The following is an 18545-nucleotide window of genomic DNA, read 5'->3' on the forward strand; positions in this document are numbered from 1 at the left end:
GGGTCGGATAGGCCCGCCCAGTTTCCTACACTGAAATGTGCCAATTGGCATCAAGACATCATGACAGGCCGAAGACCTGCATGAACAGGAGTATTCATGCTTAATTCCGATATCAGCGCGCGTCGCGATGCAGCCATTTCAAATGGCGTGGGTATGCAGACGCAGGTTTACGTCCAGCGGGCCGCCAACTCAGAAGTTTGGGATGTTGAAGGCAAACGTTATATCGATTTTGCGGCTGGAATTGCAGTGGTTAACACTGGCCATTGTCATCCCAAGGTGATGGACGCGGTGCAAAAACAAGCTGCGAATTTCACCCACACATGTCACCAGGTCCTCCCCTACGAAAACTACATCCGCTTGGCCGAACGTCTGAACGAAAAAGTGCCAGGTCGCTTTGAAAAGAAAACGGTTTTCGTCACCACCGGTGCAGAAGCTGTTGAAAATGCGATCAAGATAGCGCGTGCCGCGACCGGTCGTCCGGCAGTTGTTGCCTTTGGTGGTGGATTTCACGGACGTACATTTATGGGTATGTCGCTGACCGGCAAAGTTGCCCCCTACAAGAAAGGCTTTGGGGCGATGATGCCTGACGTTTTCCATGTACCTTTCCCGGTGGAGCTGCACGGAACGTCCACGGATGAGACGATGGGTGCCCTGACCAAATTGTTCAAAGCTGATCTCGACCCCGAACGTGTGGCAGCCATCATTATTGAGCCCGTTCAGGGCGAAGGCGGGTTCTATGCCGCTCCGGCGGAGTTGATGTCTGGTCTGCGCGCTATATGCGATACGCATGGCATCGTGTTGATCGCTGATGAGGTGCAAACCGGATTTGCCCGGACCGGCAATCTATTTGCGATGGATGGTTACGACGTCAGCGCCGATCTGACCACGATGGCAAAGGGTTTGGCTGGCGGGCTTCCTCTGGCCGCCGTAACGGGGCGCAAGGAACTGATGGATGCAGCACAGCCGGGCGGACTGGGCGGAACGTATGGCGGCAACCCTTTGGGTGTTGCCGCCGCAAACGCCGTGCTGGATGTAATTGAGGAAGAAGACCTGTGCGCGCGGGCCAATGAACTTGGCTCACGCTTGAAGCAGCGCCTGGAAATGATCCGCGAACGGACGCCGGAAATCGTCGATATCCGTGGACCTGGCTTCATGATTGCCGCTGAATTCAACACAAAAGACGGCAGCTCGCCAAACCCGGAAATGGCCAACGCCATTCGAGCGGAGGCCCTGTCGCGCGGATTGGTTCTGCTGACCTGTGGCGTCTACGGGAACGTCATCCGATTCCTTGCTCCGCTGACCGTGCCCGACGACGTTTTTGCTGAAGCAATGGACATTCTCGAAGCGTCTATCGACGCCGTGAAAGAGGCCTGAAATGCTGAATACCAAAGTGATGAAACTGAACCTCAAAGACCCCTCTCTGCTGGAAACGCGTGCTTACGTGAATGGAGAGTGGATCACCAAGAACAAGACCTTTGCAGTCTATAATCCGGCCAACGGTGATCTGATCGCGAATGTTGCGGACATGGATGCCGACGACGCGCGTGGAGCGATCGACGCAGCGTACGCTGCAAAGTCAGAATGGGCTGAGCGCACAGGCAAGGAACGCGCCGCCATATTACGCAGATGGCACGGCTTGCTGATTGAGAATGCAGATGATCTGGCAGTGATCCTGACCGCGGAAATGGGTAAACCTTTGGCCGAGGCCCGTGGCGAAATCCTTTATGGCGCATCCTTCATCGAGTGGTTTTCTGAAGAAGCCAAACGGATTTACGGTGACGTTATCCCCGGTCACCAGCGCGACAAACGCATCGTTGTTCTGAAACAACCGGTGGGCGTTGTTGGGTCTATCACACCCTGGAACTTTCCAAATGCGATGATCGCGCGCAAGGTCGCGCCTGCGCTCGCTGTGGGCTGTACGTTTGTTGCACGCCCCGCTGAGCTTACTCCGCTGTCCGCACTTGCCATGGCTGTGTTGGGTGAACGCGCAGGTATTCCTGCGGGCGTTTTCAACGTTATCCCATCATCTGACAGTGCCGGAGTAGGCCAAGAACTCTGCGCAAATGAAAAGGTAGCCAAAATCACGTTCACCGGTTCCACACGGGTTGGCAAAATCCTGATGCGGCAGTGCTCGGATACCATTAAGAAAATGTCGCTGGAATTAGGTGGCAATGCGCCGTTCATCGTCTTTGAAGACGCCGACATCGATGCAGCGGTCGAGGGTGCGATGATCGCAAAATACCGCAACAATGGGCAGACCTGTGTGTGTGCCAACCGCATTTATGTGCAGTCGGGTATATATGACGAATTCGCAAGAAAACTTCAGGAAAAGGTCTCCCGATTGAGCGTCGGAGATGGCTTTGGCGATCACGTAACCATCGGGCCTCTGATCAATGAGGCAGCAGTTGCAAAAGTTGAAGAACACATCACTGATGCGGCATCTAAAGGCGCGGTCATAGTCGAAGGCGGAAAGCGTTCAGATCTTGGGGGCACATTCTTTAAACCAACCGTTTTGACAGGCGTGACGCAGGACATGAAGGTCGCCAAGGAGGAGACATTTGGCCCAATCGCACCGCTTTTTCGGTTCGAGGATGAAGCTGATGTCGTCGCCATGGCCAATGACAGTGAGTTCGGGTTGGCATCCTACTTCTACAGCCGCGACTTGAATCGTGTGTGGCGCGTAGCCGAGGCGTTGGAAAGCGGGATGGTCGGGATCAACACTGGCTTGATCTCAACCGAGGTGGCGCCCTTTGGCGGTATCAAGCAATCCGGGCTGGGACGCGAGGGCTCAAAATATGGAGCAGATGACTTTCTGGAGGTCAAATACCTTTGCATGGGTGGGATTGAAACTGCATAACCCAACAAGGCCAAGGCGCGTTTGCGAGTGTCCGCTATGTTGCGCTCTCAGCCAATTCCCCGTGTTTGTGAGTTGCTAAAGGATCTGGCGCGATCGTAGTGTGTGTTTGTACGCATCCTCTTTTGATTAGCGCCGGTCCCCTTCAAGACTTTTGGGTTTTGTTTCAGCACCTTATTAGCTCAGCACTGATCTGAATCAAGAAGTCACTGAGGCTTTATATATGAATGCGAAAGGCCCTCAGAATTAAGGTTTTGCTCTGTATTGCCCCCCGCGATGAAGCTGGAGAATTTGGTTTAGCTTCTCATTTCTTTTAGCGACTTTTTTTGTGCTTTCACCCCGCAATGTCAGTGTCTGGCACGTTGCTTGATTGGATTGACCTTCCTGACCCTTCGGTACAGGACTTTGAAGACCCATTTCGTGATCTTAGTCCCGAACAGTTCGACGATGTTCTCTTCGTCGTTCGCTTGCGCGGCAGGTCGCGGCAACAGGCAGGCACCGATGAAGAACGTCAGAAATGGCAAGAGCTTCTGTCTGAGACCGAAGATGCGCTTTTGGCAGGTGGTACCAATATAGATTGGTTACTGAATCGGCGAGAATTGGTGGCAGAACGTCGTAGGAAAGCAGGCGTGATGGGGACTCCGCAATTTGACGGTCAGACAATCACGCTGACGGGATTTGTTGCTCCTGCTCCGAACGATCCAGACGGCCAGCCAGTGGCTTATTTGGTGCCAGAACGAGGGATGTGTAGCCATGTACCTCCGCCGCCTCCCAGTCAGATGATCCGGGTGCGACTTAAGAAAGACTGGACCCCCAATTATGTCCACCAGCCCATACGGCTGACCGGGAAAATCACAATTGATGCTACCGAGCAGGCTATTGTTGTCATGGATGGCCTTGAGCCCTGACCTGCCGTTGCGTTTCGGCTTTGATGCTGCGGGTGCGGTCGACAGGTTCCAGCCCAAAGCAGACCTTCATCACCGGGTTTTGCAATATCCGAGTTGTGCAACAAAGCTGCACTTCGCGGGGGAAAGGTCCATATCTGCTTCTCGGGTCGCTCTCCAATTATCTACTTTGTAGCCGGATAAGTGAATGTCGTGACGTGAGGTTCTTTTTGCCTCAATCTTGTCAACATGACAAGATTGAGGCAAGTCTTCGGTAAACGGTGAGTTTTTCAATCCAGTAAGGTGGCACCTTGGCACGTCCGAAGAACGATAAAGAACGTATTGCGCAAATCTTGGATGCTCTTGAACGCATCGGAGCCCGAGAGGGATTGGCGCAACTGACGCTGTCCAAAGTAGCCACCGAAGCGGGGCTGCCCCGTTCCTTAATTCGCTACTTTGCGGGCAACAAAAACGATCTTCTTCTTTTGCTTTTTGACCGCTTGATTGAGCGTGGGGAGGCGAAGTTAGACACATTGATGGCAATTGAGGGCCGAGACATCTGCGTTGAAGATGTTTTGGATCTCGTACTGGATGGCCTTCTTGGCGACGAACACCTCAGCAAGATGGTCGATGAGCTTTGGCCTTACGCAGAGGCGGACCAGCGTATTCAGGCGCGGTTAAGGGGCCTGTATCAGCGGATTTGCGACGAGCTGACGGATCGTATGGCAATCGAAGGGATCGGCGTAGACCAAGATGACCGATTTCATCGGGCCTATGGAATCATCGCCATGGGATTTGGGGCGACCTTTTTCTCCGAAATCAATTTCGCCCCAATGGATCGGAATGCAATCCGAAACATTGCGAGAGAGATGCTGAAAGTTCCGGCACCCAAAAACCAGTAAAGGAATACACTATGAAATGGATCAAACGCGGAGTGGTCGCCGCTCTGGCGCTCGCCCTGATTGGAGGCGTTGTGTATTGGGACAAATTTCAGGACGTGCGCGCCCTGATGGCGTATTCGGCTGTTTTTGAACCCGAGACCATCGACGAAAACTTCCGGACACTTTACGAAAAGTACCCCTCGATCACCATCGAACGTTCCGGCCCGGTCGCTGAGTTCGAAGTCGACAAACAGCCTAACACTTTTCCCACTACATACAGCTATGAAGGGCAAAAACTGAACACCGCAGAGCTGTTCGATGAATTCCACTGGACCGGGATGATTGTGTTGCGCGATGGCAAGTTGATTCACGAGGCCTATACGCGGGGAAACTCGGCTGAAACCCACCATATTGAGTTCTCGGTGACAAAGTCCCTGACCTCGCTTTTGATCGGTGTTGCGCATGACGAAGGCGATTTGCCGGACCTGAATGCACAGGTGACCGAATTTATTCCGGAACTGAAAGGAACTGGATATGATGGTGTCACGGTGCAGCAGGTGCTCGATATGACGTCGGGTATACGCTATGTCGAGGACTACGATGATCTGAACTCGGATATCGTACAAACCGTGGTGGCGACACTGCGCGGATCACTGGATGAATTTTCCACAACCATAGTCCGAGAGCGCGAACCAGGTAGTTTCAACCAATATGCCAGCATTGAAACGCAGGTGTTGGCCTGGGTCCTGCGTCGCGCTACCGGGCAGGATTATGCAGACTATTTCCGCGACAAGCTCTGGAGCAAAATTGGCGCTGAAGCTGATGCAAAGATGCTGGTTGATCAGGAGGGCGAACCGCTTGCCTTCGGCGGTGCCAGTTTGCGGTTGCAGGACCTCGCGCGTGTCGGACAAATGGTGCTCAATGGCGGTACCTCGATGACAGGCGAACGGGTGGTGTCCGAAGAATGGTTGGCGCAGTCAATCACGACAAACACACCACAGTCGAAGCCAGGCGACCATGGTCAGTCAGACTTCGTTCTGGGGTACAAGAACCAATGGTGGATCCCAGAAAATCGCGACGGCGGCGACTTCAGTGCAATCGGAATCTACGGGCAATTTCTGTATATCAATCCTAGCCGAGGCGTGGTGATCGCAATGAATTCTGCCTATCCTCACTACAACGAAAAACCAGAAACCGAACTGAAAATGGTGAATGCTCTTCAGGCAATCGCAAAACACGTAAGTCCCGGCCTGTGACCACGTGAATCCGCATAGCCGGATATCGCTCCCGGTTACTTATAGTTGAACCGGGGGCGATGCGTTTATGGGAAAAAGGTTGGCCTCACAAATTTGCGTTGAATGCGGCCTTTCTCTTTCACCTCAACATTCGGCAAAATGGGCTCTCTACGGCCATTCTCCGCGTTGTGCATCAATGGCCTTGCGCAGCCCGAAGCAAACCTTCAAAATCGAGCTTTGCAAGTTCTGAGTTGCGCAACTAAGTGAGCTCTCGTCTGTTTCAAACCTGCGTCCGCACACTGCCCCTAGCGGACATTCGCGACCAGACTTTGCAATTCCGAAATGCGCGAAAAAAGCGAGCTTTCAATGTCGCTTCAAGGCAATGCTATATTGCAGTCGCTCTTCGAATTGACCTGGCTTCGCGGTAGGGTCGACCGAACAGCCCGATGACGCGCTAATTAAAAGATGTTGCGAGAACTTGATCCGCGATCCAGTCGAACACAAGCTTGGGACCCCGGCCCGAGTCGGTATGGCTCCGTGACATTACATAACCAGCGTCGCTAGAGACCAAATCGTCCGTAACTGTCACCAGAGAACCCTTGCTGAGCAGATCATCGATCAATCCAATCCAACCCAAAGCCACACCATCGCCGGACAAAGCGGCTTGGGTCACCATGTCATAGTTATTAAAACTGATGTAATTTCTCTTTCTTTCGCCCGTTATGCCCAAACTATCAAACCACCCTTGCCAGGTTTGCCAAGCAGCGGTTGCGGGTTTTGAGAGACTCAGAAGCTGAACATTCAGTAAGTCAGCCGGTGATCGGATTGGTCTAATCCTCTCTAATAGCTGCGGGCAGCAAACGGCCGCTACGACCTCTTCCAACAGTAGTATTTCATCGGGCTTAATTTGGTCTTTTGGCGCAACGTGAATTTGAATATCACAATCGGTGTCGTCTAGACCGGGTGGCACAGTTGAGGCCAAAATCTGAATTTCGATTTCATCCCCGATTTCCTCTCGAAGATAACCCAGACGCGGTAACAACCAGAAAGTTGAAAACGCAAAATCGGCAGAAATCCGAACCCTGGGTTTCGTTTTGCGTTCAAGCAAGGAACTTACTGCATAGCTCATCTGCGTCATTGCGGGTCTGACCACATTCAACAGCCTCAGCCCCTCGTATGTCAGTGAAACTCCACGGTGTTCTCTTTTGAAGAGGACGACGCCCAGATCAACTTCCAGACCTTTTATCCGTTGCGATATCGACGACTGGGTTAGCCCGAGAGCGTCTCCGGCACTCGTAAAATTCCCGTGTTTTGCCACCATCTCGAACGCATATAGCGCGACCAGGTTGCGACTGAGGTTGGTATTAACTCTGTTAATGTCATTCATAATCACTCAGCTACTGCAAAAGAGAAGAAATATACACCAAAAACTGTGCTAGGGACGCGAAAGCAGCCCTGTGAGAGAAATACGGGAGCCTATGATGACCAAACTAAGCCGCAGCCAGACAGTTCATCCAGCAATCGCAATGCATGTCGATGAAGTGGCCGACGGAACGCTCAGCCGTCGTGAATTCCTGACTCGAGCTACCGCGCTTGGTTTGTCTGCTTCAGCTGCATATTCGATGGTTGGTCTGCCTCAGCCAGCAAAAGCCGCGTCGAATATCCAACCCGGCGGGACAATTCGTATTCAGCAAGTTGTGCGCGCGCAACTTGACCCGCCGCTTTACAATTGGCCTCAGCTTGGAAACGCAGTCCGTGGTTTTTTGGAGTATCTTGTTCAGTACAACGCGGACGGTACGTTCGAACCCCGTTTGCTTGAAAGCTGGGAAGTGAACGACGATGCCACGGAGTATGTCCTGCGTGTGCGGCCCGGAGTGAACTGGAATGACGGGCGTGGAACGTTGACGGCCAAGGATGTTGCGTACAACTTTGGTCGATGGTGCGACGGCAGTTGGGAAGGCAACTCCATGGCCGCGCGCATGGGATCCTTACAGAACGAAGCTGGAGATGGCCCGGCCGCAGGGGCATTGGAAGTAGTCGACGATCTGACACTGAAACTGAAGCTGACGCGACCTGACATCACCATTATCCCCGCAGTTACAGAATACCCGGCAGCAATCGTGCCCGATGGTTGGTCCGGCGATCCGGCGAGTGACCCGGTCGGTACAGGACCATACAAGCTGGTTGAGTATCTGGTTGGTGAAAAGGTCGTTTTGGAGAAGAACACGGATCACGAATGGTGGGGCGAAGGCGCCTATTTGGATCGGATCGAGTTTATCGACTACGGCACCGATGGCGCAGCGCATTTGGCTGCCGCAGAAGCTGAAGAAATCGACATGACCTATGAAACGGTCGGTGAATTTGTCGACATCTACGAAAGCATTGGTTGGAACCAGAGCGAGTCCGTTTCGGCCAACACGATGGTTTTGCGAACAAACCGGGATGCCGAAGTGGACGGAGTAAAGCCCTATGAAGACGCTCGTGTGCGTCGCGCTCTGGCGATGGCTTGTGACAATGCCATACTGCTAGAACTGGGATACGCTAATCGTGGAACTTTGGGCGAAAACCACCACGTTTGCCCCATTCACCCTGAATATGCAGACATTGGAGCTCCAGTAAAGGATGTCGAGGGCGCACGGGCATTGCTCGAAGAAGCTGGCATGCTCGACTACGAGCACGAGATTTTCTCTATTGATGATGACTGGCGCCGAAACACTACAGACGCTCTCTCTGCCCAACTGCGCGATGCCGGGCTGAACGTGAAGCGTACTGTATTGCCGGGCGCCACCTTCTGGAATGATTGGAACAAATATCCGTTCAGTTCGACTGACTGGGGACACCGCCCGCTAGGTGTACAGGTGCTGACGTTGGCATACAAATCGGGTGTGGCCTGGAACGAAACAGGTCTGGCCAGCGCCGAATTTGACGCGATGCTGGAAGAAGCCTCAGCAATTGCCGATGCAGAAGCGCGCCGCGGCCACATGGAAAAGATCGAACAGTTTTTGCGGGATGATGGAACGATAATTCAACCCTATTGGCGATCTCTGTATCGCCACTCTCGTCCAGGCGTCATCGGCGCGGAAAGCCACCCAATTAATGAAATTCACGTGCATAAGCTGGCTCTAGAAAGCTGAGAATTCCGGCAAATCTTAACTCCCCGGACCCAATGAGATTGGCGAAACAGATTATCTGCGTCGTTGGTTTCATTGGTTTCCTGGGAATTGGATGGACGCGTCAGAACAAGCAGATTTATCCACCCGAAAATCAAAAACAGGGAGAAGTTGATTATGGCGATAAAGCCACCTCTTTCGGAACTTCCGATTAAGACCGCTGACAACGGTTTTTATCGGGGGTTCAGCGTCAACGTGACGGTGATCAGTAAGATCATCATCAGTTTGCTGGTTGTCTGGTGCATTGCGTGGCCAACCCAGGCCGGTAGGATTCTCGGCGACTGGAACGCAGCCATTCTGGCTCAGTTTGCAGCGTGGTATATCTGGGTTGTGACCGCGTTTGTTATCGTCTGCATCGGTTTGGCCATCTGGCCGGCCGCTGGGCGCCTGAACCTGGGGGTAGAAGGAGAAAAGCCGGAATTCTCGAACTTCTCGTGGTTCTCAATGATGTTCGGTGCCGGTATCGGGGTCGGAATGCTGACATGGGCTGTTGCGGAACCCGTGGCCCATTTCAAGAATAACCCATCTGTCATTCAGGGTGTCACCACCGCACTTGACGCGGACAATGTGCGCACAGCCTATGTATGGTCCTACCTGCATTGGGGTCTGGGTGCATGGGCGTGCTACGCGATCGCCGGTCTGGCGCTGGCGTTCTTCAGCTACCGTCGCGGGCTTCCGCTAACGATCCGCTCATCCCTGACGCCGCTCTTCGGCAAGGCGCTGTCGGGCAACCTGGGTCACCTGATCGATATCGTTGCCGTTGTTGCAACGATCCTTGGTGTGGCGCAAACGCTTGGCTTCGGTGTTGAGCAGTTCGTTGCAGGCCTGACACGTATCGGCATTGGTGGATTGGCTAACGCGGACGGTTCGGCCACAACGCTCGGCATCATCGTCGCCCTGCTAGTCATTATGGGGGCCTCGACACTGTCGGCTCTTTCCGGTGTGGGTAAGGGCATCAAATGGCTGTCGAACATCAACATGGCGTTGTCGATTTTCCTGCTCGGCTTCTTCATCCTATTCGGAGCGACCTTCTTTGGGGCCAAGGCATTCTTTGTTGGCATCTGGGACTATTTAGTCGCTCTGCCCTGGCTCAGCTTCAACGTTTATACATCAGATGGCGTTGAAGGATCCGAGGCTTTCCTGCTGGCGCAATGGCAAGGTTGGTGGCCCGTTTTCTACTGGGCATGGTGGATCGCATTTGCCCCCTTCGTGGGGCTGTTCTTGGCCCGTATTTCGCGCGGTCGCTCTATCCGTGAATTTGTTCTGGGCGCAATGATCGTGCCCTCGCTGATGTGCTTTGTCTGGTTCGCATGGGCTGGAGGCACCGCTATTGACCTCGAGCTTAACGGGAACGCAAATGGTGTGATCCTTGATGCGGCCAATGGTGACAAGATCTTTGCCATGACCACCTACATGCTCGCGCCAATTGCAGAATTCCTGGCCTGGGCCATGGCGGTTGTGATCGTGATATTGCTGATGACCTTCCTTGTCACCTCGGCTGACTCGGCTGTGCTGATCGTGAATACGATCAACGCAGCTGGTGACGAAGGACCCAAGGCACGTCCGCATATCGTGTTCTGGGGTGCTGCGCTGGCATTGGTGGTTGGTGGCCTGCTGATCTCAGGCGGAACCGGGGCCATTCAGACCGCTATGGTAATCGGCGCCTTGCCGTTCTCTCTCGTCATGGCGCTGATGTGTATCGCGTTGATCAAAGCGATCTGGAACGACGGACGTCGCGAAGCCGCCGGTGTCGCATCAACTATTGATCCAGAAGCATCAACGATGCCAGCCGAATAAAATTCGCGTATCCAACTGTGACCCCAGGACACAACTGGGGTCACAAATAGGAAGACTGCTTATACAGAAATCTTCCGAAAATGCGGATATAAGCGCCGCATACAGACTGCTTTAACTTAGCTGAAATGTGCCGCAGGCTAAGCTTTGCAAAGTCTGCTTTACTGTGCATTGCTATCATTGAGGCACCGTGCAGCATCGGTCAAAGGGGCTCGCTCCAGACCTTCGCCGCGGCCCGCTCGAAGGTCGGCTCAGCGCAACATTGCTGCCTTTGACAGTATGCTCTCCAATGGCAACTTTCGAAACTTAGTACTAATTGAGACAAGATTGGAGTGAGCTCAATGGCGCCCTTTTGAAGAGGCGCCAACGGGGTTCTTTTTCAGGTGTTGAATAAAGAGGCGCAGCGGCATCATTGAACGGTATTCCTGCGGGAAAAAGATATTGATGCCGGGTGTGGAGACTTGATGCTGAGTTAACACTTCTTCGATCTGTCCGGATGCCAGTGGTTCCAGACAAGTGTCGCGAAACGAATAAGCTATTCCCAGCCCGCGGGCCGCCATTTCAACCGTGACCGGCGAAGAGTTTGCAATCAGGCTACCGCCCACTTCGACAGCGTAGTCTCCTTCAGGACCGGTGAAAGTCCAGGGGGCGAATTGGCCGGAGCTTTGGAAGCGGTAGCGCAGACAATTATGTGCCAACAAATCCCTTGGGTCTTCTGGGGTGCCATTCTCTGCCAGATATTCCGGGCTTGCCACCACAGCTGTTTGCAATGGACTTGTTAAGCTGATGGCAATCATGTCCTGGGCAATCATGCCACCCATACGAAAACCAGCATGGAAGCCCTCGCCAAGCACATCAGACAAAGCATCGGTTAGCAGCAGCTCAACCTCGATCTCGGGGTATAGGTCCCGGAATGATACCAGCGCTTCACGAACGACCAGATGATAGGCGATCTCGGAAATCGCGAGCTTCAATGAACCGCGAGCTGAATGGCCTGCCGTAAGTGCGCTTTCCAGCCCGTCGGCAAGTTGCTCAAACGCCGGACCCGAACTTCGCGCCAGTGCCCGCCCTGCCTCGGTCAGGTTTATTGAACGCGTTGTCCGGATGAACAGTGCAGTTCCAAGCCTGTCTTCAAGGTTCTTTAGCTGATGACTTACTGTGGACCGCTTGAGCCCCAGCTTTTGAGCAGCAGCACTCAGGCTGCCGTGCTGGGCAATCGCATTGAACACTTCGAGAGTGGAAAGAGGCAAGCGCATTGGTGCATCTCCTACACCTTAGAGGTGGATAATGGGCGTATTGTTGTCTGTGGTGGGATATCTAGATTTGGCCAACAAGTAAACGCGACACCCCGGACGGCAGAGACAAATCACCCATGAGTATTCTTGTTTTAACCGCGCATCCAAACCTCAAAGCCTCATTGGTCAACCGAATGTGGTTTGACGCATTGTCCCAGGTTGCAGGTGTCACCACCCGTGACCTGACGGCCGTCGGCGGGCGGGAGATGAAATTTGATCCTATGGCTGAACAGGTCCTACTTAGGAATGCTGACCGTGTCGTGTTGCAGTTTCCGTTCTACTGGTACTCCTCCCCGCCCGTACTCAAGGCGTGGCTTGATCAGGTGTTGCTTGCCGGGTTTGCCTATGGCCCCGGTGGCAACCAACTAAACGGAAAAGAGCTCGTGCTTGCCGTTTCCACTGGTGGACCGGTCGAAAGCTACCGGACTGGTGCATTCAACAATTTTTCCATGTCCGAGTTTCTAACCCCTTTTCAACAGACGGCACTTATGACTGGCATGACCTATCTGCCGCCATTCGTGCTTCACAGTGCTATGAGCCGGGACCAAATCAGGCTCGAAGCAAGCGTCCCGGCGTTGATTGCGCATCTGACGGGACAACAGCCCGAAGCCAGCGCCAAGTTGGTTGGATAGGCACATACCCCTCGCTCAAAATCAGGAGAAGAAAATGGAAAACCTCGAAAACAAAGTGGTCCTTATCACCGGTGGTGGGACAGGAATTGGGAAAGCCACGGCATCGGCCTTTATTGCCAATGGCGCGAAGGTGGTTATCACCGGTCGCAGACAATCCGTTCTTGAAAAAGCAACACAGGAACTTGGGCCGCAAGCCTACGCCATTGTTGGGGATGTCAGCAAAGATGGGGAACCGGCCCGAGTTATTGAGGAAACCATCAACACATTCGGCCAACTAGATGTTTTGGTCAACAATGCTGGAACCGGAAAGATGGGTCCACTGTCTGAAACCAGTGACCAGGATATCGAAAGCATTTACCGAACCAACGTGTTTGGACCGCTGGCTTTTGCCCGCGAGGCAACCCCCCATCTTGCCGAAAGTAAGGGGGCAATCATCAATATTTCTTCCGTAGTCGCGCGTGGCATGATGCCTGGTGCCGCGGTTTACGCCTCGTCAAAGGCAGCTGTGGACCACGCTACCAGACTTATCGCTGCGGAACTCGGCCCGCTGGGCATCCGGGTCAATGCGGTCGCACCCGGACTTACAGACACGGAAATAACGGCAGACGTAAAGTCAAATGAACAAATGCTGGGAATGATTATCGCTCAAACACCGATGGGTCGCATCGGTGAACCTGAAGACATCGCAAACGCGGTTCTTTTGCTTGCCGACAACCGTGCCGGGTGGATCACAGGCCAGTCTGTACAAGCAGGTGGAGGGTTCCTGCTGTAAGACGACGTGCGGGTTTTTGAACACCAAGCTTCAATAAGTATCCGCAGAGGGTCAAAAGCGACCCGGCAACATCTTCAATATGATGTTGTCGGGCCTTCAGGCTTACAGAATGAGATTTCTTGCCAAACCAAACGAATTGCTGAGTTGCGTCGCAGGGATCAATGTCACGCTGCCGAAGCAACGATAACAGCACGACTGACTTGCTTGAATTAGCCTTTGTTGGGCGATGTTCGAACTTAGCGTTTAGCGCCTCTTCAAGCGTTAAGCAGCATCTGGAAGATTGGGGCTCTGAGTTGCCATTCTCTGTAACCAGCTCGATTGACTGATGGCAGCCCAAAGCGGACCTTCAAAACCGAGCTTTGCAAGTTCTGAGATGCGGACGAAGCGGGCTTTCCCTTCGTCCCGTTGAACGGCCGCTTTTGGTAATCCGAGAAGATTTACGTATCGGACTTCCGCGGTTGTATTAGGCCTCTTGTCATCCTATGTGTCGCCTATCTGAAATGGAGATTTCATGTCCCGGTAAGGAAGGGAGGCAGCGCGCCTCCCGGTGCAAATAGAAGGTCTGAATCAGCTCCGTCGCTTTGAAGCGGACGGCATTTCTTGATTTGCACACTCGTTTCCTACCGACAGTGCTCAAGCACAGCTTGGGCGAGAGACATGAAAGTGAACACCCCATGACACGGGATTACTCAAATTTCCTCCTGCAGCCTGCGCGTGACGCTGGCACACACGCAAATCTCAGCCCACTTCAAGCACTGGGTTGGCACCCCTTTTTCGCCCAGCAAATCAGTGTGGACGAATTGACCGCGACACCTCCCGTTCGTGTTGTCGAAGTGCACCGAAATGGGCTGCACGTCCTTGGTGAAAACGTTGATGCGATGCTTCCTCCCAGACCGAATGTGACCGTCGGAGACTGGCTGATGCTGGATCCTTCACACCCGCGATCCAGTCGGGTGCTTGAGCGCACAAGCCTTATCAAGCGGCGTGCGCCCGGCACAGACCGGCAGGAACAACTGATTGCAGCGAATATTGATACCGCCTTTATCGTCACGTCCTGTAATCAAGATTTCAAAGTTGCACGGCTGGAACGCTACGCTGCCCTGGCGTTCGAGGCAGGGATTACGCCCGTCATCGTCCTCACAAAGACCGACCTCGTAATGGACGCGCAAAGCTACATTGATGCGGCCCGCTCGGTGTCGGACATGATCGACGTGGTCGCACTTGACGCTCGTGGAGATGCCCCAAAAACGGAACTTGCCGCCTGGTGCAAACCCGGCAAGACGGTGGCGTTCCTCGGCTCATCCGGCGTTGGCAAATCGACGCTGACTAATGCGTTGCTTGATAGCCAATCCATCGAGACCCAGGCCATTCGCGAGGACGACGCAAAAGGTCGGCATACGACGACGCGGCGCGAGCTTCATGCAATGCCCAATGGCTGTCTGATCCTGGATACCCCCGGCATGCGGGAATTGCAGCTCACCGATGCGGTGGAGGGGATCAATGACCTCTTCGCTGACATTCAGGAGCTGACCGCTGGTTGTCGCTTTAGCGACTGTCAGCACGAGACCGAGCCGGGATGCGCTGTACGGCAAGCTATTGAAGAAGGAACTCTCGACGCTGATCGAATGAGGAGATGGCGCAAACTCTTGGCGGAGGATGCTTTCAACTCGGCCAGCCTTGCGGAACGCAGGTCACGGGACAAGGCCTTCGGGAAGATGGTTCGCGACGCCAAGAAGCTTAAAGATGTCAGGAGATAAGACGATGACGCAGTCAAAAGCAGGTCAAATCGTATGGCATGATCTTTTTACATCGAACAGAGACCGTTCGATGGCGTTTTACGCCCGTGTCGCCAACTGGACATATCAGGTCGAGCGGGCAACAGATTTTGCTTGGGGCGGCGGCGAGAAGGATTTTGTCCTTGCGCTATTGGGCGAAGAAGCGGGCGCGGGGTTGGCCGAGACACCTCCGGAGCACGAAAATGGCTGGATCGCTTACATCGAAGTTCTCGACGTGGACGCGGCCGCGAAGCGCGTCGACACGCTCGGAGGCAAAGTCGTTCGGGAACCATTCGAGGTGCCGGGCGTCGGGCGCAACGCACTCGTCCGCGACCCACTCGGTGCTCTAGTGGGGGTTTCGCTGTCTCGGCACGACTTCCCTGTACCGCGCTTGCAGTTCGGCCCAGAAGTTTACGTCAGCAACGGGAATGACTTCCCGCAAGCGTTCTATGCGGAACTCTTCGGATGGCGGGTCTCCCCCGAGCGAGACAAGGCTTATGTCGCTAACCTCGGGACTTGGGACGATCTTGTCGCAATCCAAGACGCCGCGAACTGGTCCACCGGTTCAAATGCAGCTTGGGTCCCGTGCATCAATGTCGCTTCAGTCTCCGATGCCTCCCGCGCTGCTGAAAGAAAAGGGGCGCGTCCCGCTTCTGTGGATGTGAATGAGACCGTTCAAGCCCATAAACCCATCCTGTGGGATCCAGACGGCGTGCCGTTTGCTCTCGGAGTTAAGCAAACAACCACTTTCTAGCAGTTCGCCTATTCTGCACAGGAACCACAGAGCGGACATTTCTCCTCTCTGCGGCGTCCGCGACTCTGGGCTCGCTGCCGTCATTCTCTGCGGATCGCATGTACTGGTGCAAAGAGAGCCCTAACCAGTCATTGCCGAGTGCTCTGGTAGCTGCGGGCGCATTCGGCAGGTCGCAGCCCGAAAGCGAACAAGGGCCGAGATTTGGAGATTTTGCCTTCGGGTTAAGTTTTTGCCCGAAGGCGGTCGGTGTTATTTCGTTTCATTGGGGTATTTTCACGAAAGTAGTTCTGTTCGTAGCTTCCACGTTAGTTCTTTTTGCCAACGGTGCCGACGCAGGCAGAAAGGAAGCAGAAAGCGCAAAAGGCAGAACTATGCTTCGACTTTCAAGGAAATGTGGAACGTCACTGATATTTGACTCAAACGACAGACAAAACCTCAATAAATCGGCCAATCACGTCATTCATTTCTGACCCAATCGTCAAGCATTTCTGACCCAACACAAAAAACGCCCTCTAATCGTGGCCACGGCCCATGTCTCAGAACAGCCCAATTCCGCTATTTTGAACTTAGGTTGCCCGCGCATGCAGCATTAGATTTTCTGACAGATGCGCTTTTGGTAAACATAGTGATCAATTGGTGGGCACCTATGCTTGCCTTAGACCAACCAAATCGGAATAAGAACGCTCACCGCGAGTGATTTGACGTTTGAGGGTGTTCGTTGCTGCTTTTACTTTACCCTCGCCCAACAGCGATGTGATCGCTTGATGTTCCTTGAAAGATTTCTTCGTTCGATTGGAACGCTTGGACAGATGCGTCCGCATAGTTTGGACGATATCACTGACTTTTTGATATCCATCCCGCAGGTAACTGTTTCCGCAGGACCTGAAAAACGCGTCGTGAAACTCGGCGTCAAGTTCCAAGTACTGCTCGAATTTATCCGCTTCCTGCGCCTCTGACATCTTCGAAACAATTGTAGCCAGCTCATTGATCAGAACCGAGGGGTTCTTTTCAAGCGCCTGCTCCAAAGCTGCAGATTCTAGGATGAGCCGATACTGGCAAAGCTGTACCACGTCCTCTTGAGAAAGAGAGAATACAAAGGCTCCTCGATGAGGAAAGATCTGAACGAGCCCCTGAAGATTCAAAGCCGATAGCGCTTCGCGAATCGGAGTTTTGCTGATGCCCATGGCATTTGACAGCTTCACTTCCGGCAACGATTCACCCAATTGAAACGTGCCATTGATAATGCCTTTTCGTATGTGCTCTTCAGCAGTTTTACTCAACGAATCCGGGCGCTTAATCTGCAAAATCTCGGTCATTTTCACTTCGTCCTTTTTCGTCTCTCTAACACAATAGCACATGTAAACTTGATTTCTATATTATATCTGATATCTCAGATAATAGATCGAAAATGACTAAACCCGTGGGAGGATACCTTGTTCAAGAAATCAACATTGGCGCTTGGCGTCGTTTTGTCAGCCGGGCTTGCTTTTGCAGCATCCGCTGAAACAGTCATTAAGGTTGGGCATGGCGCAGCAGAAGCGTTTCATATGCATCGCGCGCTACTGAAATTTGAAGAACTGGTCGAAGCTGGCTCGAATGGTGAGATCGACGTACAGATATTCCCCTCGTCGCAGATGGGCCCTGATCGCGAGATGATCGAAGGTGTTCAAACCGGCGTTCTCGAAATGGCCATTCCTCCTTCCTCTTTTTTTGCGGGCTGGGATCCGGCCTTTGCAGTAATTGAACTGCCTTACATGTATTCCTCCAAGGACATCGCCTTTGATGTTCTTGATGGTGATGCTGGTGATGACATGCTTGCACGGGTCGAAAACCAGGGATTGGTTGGTCTTGGCTGGCTTGAACTGGGTGTACGCAATGTGACCAACAATGTCCGTCCGGTTGCAACCCCCGCAGATCTAGAGGGTGTCAAGCTGCGTACCATGAAGGTTCCGGCCCATGTGGCGACATTCGAAACGCTCGGGGCCAACCCGACGCCAATGAACTTTGGTGAGGTCTATTCTGCTCTCCAGCAAGGCGTGATCGACGGCCAGGAAAACCCACTGGCGATCATCACCTCACAGCGTTTCTACGAGGTGCAGAAATACCTTTCGACCACGGGCCATGTCTTTGCGGTCTATATGCCCGTCATCTCCAAACCGTTTTTTGACTCGCTGCCTGCCGAGCATCAGCAACTAATCCGGGACTCGATGGCCGCCGCACGTGATTATCAGGCCGAACTGGTCGCCAGCGAAAATGCAGAGCAGCTGGAACAGATCCGTGCCGCTGGTGTCGAGGTTCTCGAACTGACTGCAGAGCAGAGACAGGCCTTCGCCGACAAAACCGAAAGCGTTCGCCTGCAATATCGCGATGAAGTTGGCGCCGAAGCCTACGACGCTTGGGTCGCGGCGGTATCCGCAGCAAGCGGAAGCTGACCCTCGGACTACTCAGCCAATACGGGCACCCGTGCCATGAAGGTTCGAGTGCCCCTTTCGTTCAAGG

At 53.5% G+C, this 18545-nt stretch carries 15 protein-coding genes; 12 read left to right on the forward strand and 3 right to left on the reverse strand.

All coding sequences use genetic code 11. The features are described from left to right. Positions 1–96: 96 nt before the first annotated feature. From GOX88_RS15170 to GOX88_RS15190, 5 genes are all read left to right on the forward strand, one after another. Positions 97–1374 (forward strand): 4-aminobutyrate--2-oxoglutarate transaminase, encoded by a 1278-nt coding sequence (locus GOX88_RS15170; protein WP_170403494.1) that lies wholly within the window; start codon positions 97–99, stop codon positions 1372–1374. Between the two features lies 1 nt (position 1375). Continuing rightward, positions 1376–2857: an NAD-dependent succinate-semialdehyde dehydrogenase gene (locus GOX88_RS15175; protein ID WP_170403498.1), complete on the forward strand. Its 1482-nt coding sequence runs from the start codon at positions 1376–1378 to the stop codon at positions 2855–2857. 359 nt (positions 2858–3216) lie between these two features. After that, entirely contained in the window at positions 3217–3762 is a 546-nt protein-coding gene (locus tag GOX88_RS15180; protein WP_254443342.1) for a DUF3299 domain-containing protein, read from the forward strand. Between the two features lie 287 nt (positions 3763–4049). Further along, complete coding sequence (locus GOX88_RS15185; protein WP_170403503.1) at positions 4050–4640, forward strand: TetR/AcrR family transcriptional regulator; 591 nt, start codon at positions 4050–4052, stop codon at positions 4638–4640. Positions 4641–4651: 11 nt separating this feature from the next. After that, positions 4652–5875, forward strand: coding sequence for a serine hydrolase domain-containing protein (locus GOX88_RS15190; protein ID WP_170403506.1), 1224 nt, complete (start codon positions 4652–4654; stop codon positions 5873–5875). A gap of 433 nt (positions 5876–6308) precedes the next feature. Here the strand turns inward: GOX88_RS15190 and GOX88_RS15195 are convergent, their stop codons facing one another. Continuing rightward, positions 6309–7241, reverse strand: coding sequence for a LysR family transcriptional regulator (locus tag GOX88_RS15195; protein WP_170403509.1), 933 nt, complete (start codon positions 7239–7241; stop codon positions 6309–6311). Between the two features lie 94 nt (positions 7242–7335). Between GOX88_RS15195 and GOX88_RS15200 the strand changes: the two genes are divergently transcribed. Both GOX88_RS15200 and GOX88_RS15205 read left to right on the forward strand, forming a co-directional pair. Further along, complete coding sequence (locus GOX88_RS15200) at positions 7336–8988, forward strand: ABC transporter substrate-binding protein (protein ID WP_170403511.1); 1653 nt, start codon at positions 7336–7338, stop codon at positions 8986–8988. Positions 8989–9141: 153 nt separating this feature from the next. Then, on the forward strand, positions 9142–10821 hold the full coding sequence (locus GOX88_RS15205) for a BCCT family transporter (protein ID WP_170403514.1): 1680 nt from the start codon (positions 9142–9144) through the stop codon (positions 10819–10821). 335 nt (positions 10822–11156) lie between these two features. Here GOX88_RS15205 and GOX88_RS15210 read toward each other — a convergent pair whose 3' ends face one another. Then, on the reverse strand, positions 11157–12074 hold the full coding sequence (locus GOX88_RS15210) for a LysR family transcriptional regulator (RefSeq protein WP_170403517.1): 918 nt from the start codon (positions 12072–12074) through the stop codon (positions 11157–11159). Between the two features lie 116 nt (positions 12075–12190). Between GOX88_RS15210 and GOX88_RS15215 the strand changes: the two genes are divergently transcribed. The 4 genes from GOX88_RS15215 to GOX88_RS15230 all read left to right on the forward strand — a co-directional run bounded on the left by GOX88_RS15215 (position 12191) and on the right by GOX88_RS15230 (position 16046). Next, positions 12191–12745 (forward strand): NAD(P)H-dependent oxidoreductase, encoded by a 555-nt coding sequence (locus GOX88_RS15215; RefSeq protein WP_170403520.1) that lies wholly within the window; start codon positions 12191–12193, stop codon positions 12743–12745. Between the two features lie 34 nt (positions 12746–12779). Beyond that, positions 12780–13517, forward strand: coding sequence for an SDR family NAD(P)-dependent oxidoreductase (locus GOX88_RS15220; protein WP_170403523.1), 738 nt, complete (start codon positions 12780–12782; stop codon positions 13515–13517). 674 nt (positions 13518–14191) lie between these two features. Further along, a complete protein-coding gene (rsgA, locus tag GOX88_RS15225; protein ID WP_170403526.1) occupies positions 14192–15274 on the forward strand; it encodes a ribosome small subunit-dependent GTPase A in 1083 nt (360 codons plus the stop codon). A gap of 4 nt (positions 15275–15278) precedes the next feature. Beyond that, positions 15279–16046 carry a VOC family protein gene (locus GOX88_RS15230; protein ID WP_254436305.1) on the forward strand — a complete coding sequence of 256 codons (768 nt, stop codon included), beginning with the start codon at positions 15279–15281 and terminating at the stop codon, positions 16044–16046. Positions 16047–16690: 644 nt separating this feature from the next. Here the strand turns inward: GOX88_RS15230 and GOX88_RS15235 are convergent. Beyond that, a complete protein-coding gene (locus tag GOX88_RS15235; protein WP_170403531.1) occupies positions 16691–17362 on the reverse strand; it encodes a GntR family transcriptional regulator in 672 nt (223 codons plus the stop codon). A 135-nt stretch (positions 17363–17497) separates the two neighbouring features. Here GOX88_RS15235 and GOX88_RS15240 point away from each other — a divergent pair, with 135 nt between their 5' ends. Next, entirely contained in the window at positions 17498–18478 is a 981-nt protein-coding gene (locus GOX88_RS15240) for a TRAP transporter substrate-binding protein (protein ID WP_254443343.1), read from the forward strand. Positions 18479–18545 lie beyond the last annotated feature (67 nt).

The sequence above is a fragment of the Ruegeria arenilitoris genome (genome assembly GCF_013030985.1).
Taxonomy (GTDB): Bacteria; Pseudomonadota; Alphaproteobacteria; order Rhodobacterales; family Rhodobacteraceae; genus Ruegeria; species Ruegeria arenilitoris_B.

Bases quoted from the DNA above. Each gene is read 5' to 3' on its own strand.
- GOX88_RS15200 (WP_170403511.1), top strand. From the start codon at position 7,336: ATGACCAAACTAAGCCGCAGCCAGACAGTTCATCCAGCAATCGCAATG.
- GOX88_RS15235 (WP_170403531.1), bottom strand. From the start codon at position 17,362: ATGACCGAGATTTTGCAGATTAAGCGCCCGGATTCGTTGAGTAAAACT.
- GOX88_RS15175 (WP_170403498.1), top strand. From the start codon at position 1,376: ATGCTGAATACCAAAGTGATGAAACTGAACCTCAAAGACCCCTCTCTG.
- GOX88_RS15195 (WP_170403509.1), bottom strand. From the start codon at position 7,241: ATGAATGACATTAACAGAGTTAATACCAACCTCAGTCGCAACCTGGTC.
- GOX88_RS15190 (WP_170403506.1), top strand. From the start codon at position 4,652: ATGAAATGGATCAAACGCGGAGTGGTCGCCGCTCTGGCGCTCGCCCTG.
- GOX88_RS15210 (WP_170403517.1), bottom strand. From the start codon at position 12,074: ATGCGCTTGCCTCTTTCCACTCTCGAAGTGTTCAATGCGATTGCCCAG.
- GOX88_RS15230 (WP_254436305.1), top strand. From the start codon at position 15,279: ATGACGCAGTCAAAAGCAGGTCAAATCGTATGGCATGATCTTTTTACA.
- GOX88_RS15215 (WP_170403520.1), top strand. From the start codon at position 12,191: ATGAGTATTCTTGTTTTAACCGCGCATCCAAACCTCAAAGCCTCATTG.
- GOX88_RS15170 (WP_170403494.1), top strand. From the start codon at position 97: ATGCTTAATTCCGATATCAGCGCGCGTCGCGATGCAGCCATTTCAAAT.
- GOX88_RS15220 (WP_170403523.1), top strand. From the start codon at position 12,780: ATGGAAAACCTCGAAAACAAAGTGGTCCTTATCACCGGTGGTGGGACA.
- rsgA (WP_170403526.1), top strand. From the start codon at position 14,192: ATGACACGGGATTACTCAAATTTCCTCCTGCAGCCTGCGCGTGACGCT.
- GOX88_RS15205 (WP_170403514.1), top strand. From the start codon at position 9,142: ATGGCGATAAAGCCACCTCTTTCGGAACTTCCGATTAAGACCGCTGAC.